Origin of the sequence: Sodalinema sp. (genome assembly GCF_046483825.1) — a bacterium.
In the GTDB taxonomy this organism is placed as follows: domain Bacteria; phylum Cyanobacteriota; class Cyanobacteriia; order Cyanobacteriales; family Geitlerinemataceae; genus Sodalinema.
The window spans coordinates 1-6,790 of the sequence record NZ_JAWOCL010000091.1; the positions used below are offsets into that span (position 1 = coordinate 1).

Sequence of the window (6,790 nt, forward strand, 5' to 3'; positions counted from 1 at the left end):
AAAAAATTAGAGAAGGCTACACCTAAATCTCGCACAGACTGCTGTAAAGGAACACTGGAAACATCAGATAGCCAATGCCGTTCAGGAGTCTTTTTAGCTTGAGTGATGACCTGTTTTTGTAATCCTGAGTGACTCAGCCACTTGTCTCCTGATGGGGTTGACTTAACTCTAGCCAAAGCATCATTCCACACCACGCGACAACAGCCAAACAACTGGGCAAGTTTTTGGGACTGGCGCTGGGTTGGATCGATTCGATACGGGTATCGAGCTTTCATCTTTTGCTGACGAAATCATTGGTTTTAGTTTACCCTAGAACAGGTACAATAGGGAAGCAAGGCGGCTAAAGCCGCTCGTGTCGTCTTTCATCCCCGCAATAAATTGACGGGGCTTTCAGACTCCCGTATTACTTTCGTAATCTTTGATGAGCGTGTTCAGTCGTTCACCGTGGGATATGGCTGTTAGTTGATTCGCCGTCGCTTGAGACGCTCAAGAGGCGGATTTGCTGGTTAAAGCCTCCTCGTTGTTGCTGGCGCTGGGATTGAACCTGTTTCAGGGTTTCGGGGCTGATGTGATAGCTGGCTAAGAGGGCTTCGATTACGTCGCTGAGATCGGCCAGTTCGCTGAGGAGATCTTCGGCGTTGGCTTGTGCGGCTTCTTGGGCTTCTTCGATGAGTTTTTCTCGCAGGGCTTGTTGATAGTGTTCGCGATCGAGATGTTCAATTTCACAGGTTTTACCGGCTTTTTTGATGATTTCGGGGATGCGATCGCGGACTAATTTATGAGGAAATACTGTCATGATAGATGATTGCTAATTAGGGTTTTAAGTTGAGTTATCCGTAAAGGATAAAATAGGATAAGCTACCAATTCCCAAGCCAAGCATGGCCGTTACGAATATCAATAATAAGGACTGTAAGGCTGTCAATCCCATGATTGTTGCATCTAAGCGGTACAGTAATCCAGCCGAAATCAATAATACCAGATGGGAAAAAAAGGAGATTTCAGTTAAGAAAATAACCGCCAAAAAAGCGGCGGCCATGGCAGTGGCAAAACCACGGAAGCTAGAGTTTAACCAGCGAGTACAGACGTTACGAATAACAGACCAAGGTGAGGCGAGAGCTTCGGCTAAGGCAATCGTCATGATGAAAATAAAAAGCCAAAGTCTCCAAGAGGCTTGGTCTTCGAACAGAATCCAACCGAGGTTGATATAGACCAGCAGGAAGATACTAAATGAGAGCCAGGAGCGGGTTTTAACGGTTGAGAGCAGGTGTAAGGGACCCATGTGGCACTAAGCAGTTAATAGTTAAAAAATCAACAACACAGACCTGAACGAGTTGGCAAATTGGGGCAATTAGAGGTTGGTGGAAATGGCTTGAACGGGACAGGTGGCGATGCACTGTTCGCAGACGATACAGCGCGATCGCGTAAAGTGTAGTTCAAAGGTTTCAGGATGGAGGGATAGGGCCTGGGTGGGACAAACCCCAGTACAGAGGCCACAGTCGACGCAAGAGGTTTCATCGATTTCGATTTCACCACTGGCGATGGAGACGGCGATATCTTGGGCGCGCATCCATTCGATGGCTTCGTGGATTTCGTCAATGTCTCCTAACAGTTCTAGCACCAGTTTGCCAATTTGGTTGGGGGCGACTTGGGCGCGAATAATGTTGGAGGCGATGTTAAAATCCTTGGCCAGTCGGTAGGTGACGGGCATTTGCACGGATTGGCGGGGAAAGGTGAGGGTGACGCGCTTTTTCATGGGAACTAGGGTCTCAAGGGCGATCGCCCGGCTGGGGCTTTAAACTAGAGAGAGTGTTGTGTAAGGCGATTAAACGAACTCATGGGTGAGCAACCATTGGATACAAACCTCGACGCCTCTGAGGCGACTCTAGCGGTGCGAATCCGCAATTTTGTTGTGGTTACGGTGGCCGCCGTTCTCAGTGTCTTGATTGTTGTCGGACTTCGGACTCAGGGAACAACGGCCTCTCTGTCTAGCTTAGCGGACAGGTCGGTTCCCTTGGAGGTGGCCTTGGGGAATAACCAACCCACGTTTGTTGAATTTTACGCCGATTGGTGTACCAGTTGTCAGGCGATGGCCGGGGATATGGAGGCGTTGCGCGAAGACTATGGCGATCGCGTCAATTTTGTCATGCTCAACGTCGACAACAGCAAATGGCTGCCGGAAATGAGCCAATATGAGGTGGATGGTATCCCCCATTTTGTCTTCTTAGATGAGGCGGGGGCGGCGATCGCGCAAACCATTGGCGAACAGCCACGCCGGATTGTGGCGGCGAATCTGGAGGCTCTTTTGGCCGGAACGCCACTCCCCTATAATCGCCAAGCGGGTCGCCGGTCTGAGGTGACAGCGGCGCCCAATTTAGGCGCTCAGGGGGATGATCCCCGTCGTCATGGGGCGCAAGTCCAAGAGGGGGTTAACTGAGGCTTAGAGGGGCTTACTCACCGCTTGTCGTGGGCGGGCGAAACTGCTCACCCACGACTTTGGCGAGGGTATCTCGGGGCAAGAGACGGGGGAGGCTGGTAATGATATGGTTGGCCCAGCCTCCGACGACGGCACTGCCACTATTGCGTTTCATGGCCTGGAGGGATTCGGCGACAACTGAGGCGACATCGGCCATTCCGGGGGCGGAACTGGATGAGTCGGATTCGGGAAATCCGGCGTTTTGGTTGAACTGAGTTTCGGTGGGGCCAGGACAAATGGCCATTACCTGCACTCCAAAGGCTTGGTTTTCTGCCCAAAGCGCTTCACTGAAGCTGAGAACGAAGGCTTTGCTGGCGGCGTAGAGGGCGAGATAGGGGATGGGTTGGAACCCGGCAATGGAACCGATGTTGAGGATGGTTCCTGAGTGGCGCGATCGCATCGGTTGCAAGAACTGATGGGTTAAATCGGCCAGGGCGATGATGTTGAGTTGCATCAGGGCGAGGAGTTTGCTGCGATCGCCTTCGGCAAAGTTTCCGTAGTCGCCAAAACCGGCATTGTTGATCAGTAAATCAATCTGGAGTTGGCGATCGCAGGTGTGTTGATATAACTGACTCGGGGCATTCGGTTCAGTTAAATCTAGGGGAATGACCTCGATTTCAATGTGATCACTCTGGCGCAGTTGGGCGGCTAGACTCTCTAGGGCCGGTTGCGATCGCGCGGTGAGGACTAAATCATAGCCTTGGGGGGCAAGTTGGCGGGCAAATTCGGCACCGATTCCTGATGATGCGCCGGTAATTAAGGCTCTAGGCATGGGATTGCGACGGTTTCGATGTAGGCTTAGCTGGTTTTGGCGAGTTTACGGGCTTTGAGGGCCTGTAACTGCGATCGCAATTGCTCTAAGGCCTCGGGGCGATCGGCGTCGGCGTAGCATTGACTGGCTTTGAGGAGATTCTCGACGGCTTTGTCATCTTGGCGGAGGTTGGCAAAGGCCAATCCTCGGTTGTGATAGGCTTCGGCATGGTTGGGGTGCGATCGTAAATCACGTTCAAAAGCGGCAATAGCTTGAGCATACTCCCCCGCCGTAAAGGCCTGACAACCCGCATCGAACGCCTCTCCCAAACTCTCCTGAGCCTGAATCGGCGTCACAAACAAAACCGCCCGACTGCCGCTCCCAGCATAGGCCCAAACCATCACGCCCATGCCGGCAATGGCCACGGCCAGAAGTAGGAAAAATCCGAAAAATTGCTGAATTTCCACAAAGACTCCCAAACTCGGGGCCGCTCAAAGACGACCCGTTTTTCCTTAACCTATCTTAACAAACTTTCCGTTCAGCCAAACTCGCCCAGAAAAATAGCCCAGAAAAAACGGGCTAACCCGTTAAGTTCAGGTTAGCCCGCAAGATTGGGAACGCGCAACGATTTTACTTTTGAACCATCAGTTTGACGTTCGCGTTTTGCAGACCCGGACGGCGAACTTCAGCCAGAGTCTTGTTAACCGCGTACTTCTGATTGATGGAGTTGATCAGTTCCGTCTGATTGTGTTTCTTAGCAACACCCCAGAGGTCAGCAATGAGGTCAAAGGAGCCGTCGCCATTGCGAGACCAGCCTAAATCGTATTCGCCTTCGAGAACCGCCACCAGGTCGGCGCGAACACGTTGACCGTTGTAACCACGCACATCAGCTTCGGTTTTAACATTGATTCCGAGATCACGCAGAGAAGATTTTAAAACTTCTGCATCGGTGATTTTGGTGCGCAGGGTGCTAAAGTGAGACATGAGAGTTTCCTCCGTGTGGAACTTGGTTTAGAACAACGTGGTTGGTTTAGATAAATGACACTTGCGTGTCGTCTGAACAGCTAACCCGTTGGGCTAGCCTCTCCCCCCCGAAAGGTGAGTTCGGGGGGAAAGCCTTTGACTACGACTCCATGCGCTGATAATCAGCCATGGCGGACGCAGCTGGACGCGCTCGCTGTCTTGCCCAATCTCGTAGCGCGGTGACCTGTTCGGTCATGGTTTTGGACAGCGGGAGCGTGGATTTCACGGCGGCGATAATGTCGAGCTGGGTGAACTCGCGATCTTGGGCAAAGGCCTCATACATCGCGGCGATGGTCGCTTGCTCGATTTCTGCCCCCGAAAATCCTTCGGAAACTTTTGCGAGTTGATCGAGATCGAAGCGGCTGATATCGGTGCGTCGCTTCAATAAATGGATGCGGTAAATTTCTTGTCGTTCTTCCTTGGTGGGTAAATCCACAAAGAAGATTTCGTCAAAACGCCCTTTGCGGAGAAATTCTCCAGGGAGGCGTTCAACCCGGTTGGCGGTGGCCATCACGAACACGGGAGAGGTTTTCTCCTGCATCCAGGTCAGGAACGAGCCAAAGATACGGCTTGAGGTTCCGCCATCGGAGTCCCCGGAACCGGCTCCCCCAGCGAAGGCTTTATCCAATTCATCAATGAAGAGGATAGCCGGCGAGATGGACTCGGCGGTTTTCAGGGCATTGCGGAGGTTCGCTTCGGAACGCCCCACCATGGAGCCGTCATACACCCGTCCGAGATCCAATCGCAGCAGGGGGAGTCCCCAGAGACGAGCGGTGGTTTTGGCAATCATGGATTTGCCACAACCGGGAACCCCTAGGATGAGCATCCCTTTCGGCTGAGGTAAGCCATACTCCCGAGCTTTTTCGGTAAAGGCATCGGAGCGTTGATGAAGCCAACGTTTCAGTTCCTCGAGTCCGCCTACCGAGTCAATGGTTTCATCTTCGTCAATGTATTCTAGGATGCCATTGCGCCGGATGAGTTGTTTTTTCTCGGAGAGAACAATGTCTACTTCGCTTTCCGTGAGACGGTTAGCGGTGACTTGAGCTTTGCGATAGACTTTCTCGGCCTCGTCCTTCGTGAGTCCTAAGGCGGCTTTGAGCAGCTTTTCGCGAGCTTCGGTGCTGATGCGCTTGTTCCGAGAGTCTGCCAACTGTCGAGATAGGACTCGATTGAGTTCTTTGAGATCGGGAAGGGGAAAGTCTAAGACGACGACTTCCTTTTCCAACTCAACCGGCACCGTCTGAAGTGGCGACATGAGGATAATGGTTTTATCAGTGCCTCGGAAGTAGGCGATCGCATCTCGAATGGCACGAGTCACATTGGGATTTTCGAGAAAGGGATGCAAATCTTTGAAGATATAAACCCCTGGCTCTTTATGGCGGATGACCCAGTCTAAGGCGGCTTCGGGAGATAAGGTGTTGTGAGGATTGGCCCCACCGGATTGACTATAATCAATCAACCCTTTGGTTGATGTCCAGGTAAAGACCCGACGCTGCGGTTTAACCGATTGTGCAATCACCTCGATCGCCTGTTCAGACCGCTCCTCTTCAAAGGTCACGAGGTATATTAAAGGGTATTGAGCTTGGATGAGAATGTTTAGCTCTTCTTTCATAACCATCGACCAATGTGAACGGAGCAAATAAGGATTAACAGACCCAAGGTGAGATGCTCACTCGGGGAGTTTGGCGTGATCTTAGCAGGTCACTAAATCTTCTTCAGATTCGGAGGACTGCTCCAGGCCAGCGTTGACCTGTTCAACTAAATCACCTTCGAGCGCTTCAGAACTGTGTCCGACGGCAACCAGTTCCCCATCTCGGACGACCGTTTGTGTTTCACAGCTCGGACAACTATACACTTGATGGGCATGACCCGATACAGTGTCTAAGCGATCGACAACTTCAGGATGTTCGAGAAAAAATACGAGCGCCTTTTGAGCTAGGGCTGACATGGGTTCCCCGTCAACCGCTGCTCTAATTTTGAGTCGGCGGTGCAGTTCTGAAGATAGATATAACGTTACTTTCTGTTTGTCTTGCATTTGATTTCGGGTTGTTCGACCCAGGTATGTTCAACACTCTAAAGACTTTTTCCGGGACTGTCAAGACGTATTGCTGGTTTGACGTCATAACTGTAACATTCCGTTACAAAGTGGCGTCAATTTCGAGATCGGCGCAAGGGTCAAACTTCCCCGATTCAGTGTTCTGGCAAGGGTTTCAACCGGGGAAACCGTTGGTCGTAGTTTTAACTTGACATCCTCCCACGCTAATTCAAAGAATATAGCGTGGGATTCCCACCATTACTGATGAGGTTTCCTCTTTCTGCGACTCGACTTACCTTGAGGAGTTTCCCCACCAAGGCAGAGGTCGATGTCTCCAGAGGCGTTAATTCCCGTATGCCCTACGGTACGCAATCCTAATTCAAGGATATTGATAGCTGCATTATGGTCTCTGTCAGCAACAAAACCACAATGGGGACAGCGGTGGGTTCTCGTTGACAGAGATTTCTTGACCTTCTCCCCGCAGTTAGAACAACTTTGGCTCGTGTA

Annotated in this window: 11 protein-coding genes; 1 reads left to right on the forward strand and 10 read right to left on the reverse strand. The window is 51.5% G+C overall.

The genetic code is table 11. The features are described 5' to 3' along the window. The 4 genes from R6U67_RS06090 to R6U67_RS06105 form a co-directional block, all read right to left on the reverse strand. On the reverse strand, positions 1-275 hold a 275-nt coding region (locus R6U67_RS06090), incomplete at its 3' end, for a helix-turn-helix domain-containing protein (protein ID WP_410251716.1). A gap of 164 nt (positions 276-439) precedes the next feature. Then, complete coding sequence (locus tag R6U67_RS06095; protein ID WP_410251717.1) at positions 440-796, reverse strand: nucleotide pyrophosphohydrolase; 357 nt, start codon at positions 794-796, stop codon at positions 440-442. Between the two features lie 34 nt (positions 797-830). Next, positions 831-1,280 (reverse strand): hypothetical protein, encoded by a 450-nt coding sequence (locus R6U67_RS06100; RefSeq protein ID WP_410251718.1) that lies wholly within the window; start codon positions 1,278-1,280, stop codon positions 831-833. Between the two features lie 69 nt (positions 1,281-1,349). Beyond that, on the reverse strand, positions 1,350-1,754 hold the full coding sequence (locus R6U67_RS06105) for an NIL domain-containing protein (RefSeq protein ID WP_410251719.1): 405 nt from the start codon (positions 1,752-1,754) through the stop codon (positions 1,350-1,352). Positions 1,755-1,835: 81 nt separating this feature from the next. Here R6U67_RS06105 and R6U67_RS06110 point away from each other — a divergent pair, with 81 nt between their 5' ends. Continuing rightward, positions 1,836-2,435: a thioredoxin family protein gene (locus R6U67_RS06110; protein WP_410251720.1), complete on the forward strand. Its 600-nt coding sequence runs from the start codon at positions 1,836-1,838 to the stop codon at positions 2,433-2,435. 13 nt (positions 2,436-2,448) lie between these two features. On the opposite strand, the gene R6U67_RS06115 is transcribed toward R6U67_RS06110, so the two are convergent. From R6U67_RS06115 to R6U67_RS06140, 6 genes are all read right to left on the reverse strand, one after another. Continuing rightward, positions 2,449-3,246: an SDR family NAD(P)-dependent oxidoreductase gene (locus R6U67_RS06115; protein WP_410251721.1), complete on the reverse strand. Its 798-nt coding sequence runs from the start codon at positions 3,244-3,246 to the stop codon at positions 2,449-2,451. A gap of 26 nt (positions 3,247-3,272) precedes the next feature. Beyond that, positions 3,273-3,692 (reverse strand): hypothetical protein, encoded by a 420-nt coding sequence (locus R6U67_RS06120; RefSeq protein WP_410251722.1) that lies wholly within the window; start codon positions 3,690-3,692, stop codon positions 3,273-3,275. Between the two features lie 163 nt (positions 3,693-3,855). Continuing rightward, the gene (locus R6U67_RS06125; RefSeq protein WP_068790228.1) at positions 3,856-4,209 is read right to left on the reverse strand and encodes a DUF1257 domain-containing protein; all 354 of its coding nucleotides are present in this window, start codon (positions 4,207-4,209) and stop codon (positions 3,856-3,858) included. A gap of 139 nt (positions 4,210-4,348) precedes the next feature. Continuing rightward, positions 4,349-5,860 carry an AAA family ATPase gene (locus tag R6U67_RS06130; protein ID WP_410251723.1) on the reverse strand — a complete coding sequence of 504 codons (1,512 nt, stop codon included), beginning with the start codon at positions 5,858-5,860 and terminating at the stop codon, positions 4,349-4,351. 81 nt (positions 5,861-5,941) lie between these two features. Beyond that, complete coding sequence (locus R6U67_RS06135; protein ID WP_410251724.1) at positions 5,942-6,283, reverse strand: hypothetical protein; 342 nt, start codon at positions 6,281-6,283, stop codon at positions 5,942-5,944. A 258-nt stretch (positions 6,284-6,541) separates the two neighbouring features. Then, a partial coding sequence (locus tag R6U67_RS06140; protein WP_410251725.1) for a zinc ribbon domain-containing protein occupies positions 6,542-6,790 on the reverse strand: 249 nt, incomplete at its 5' end.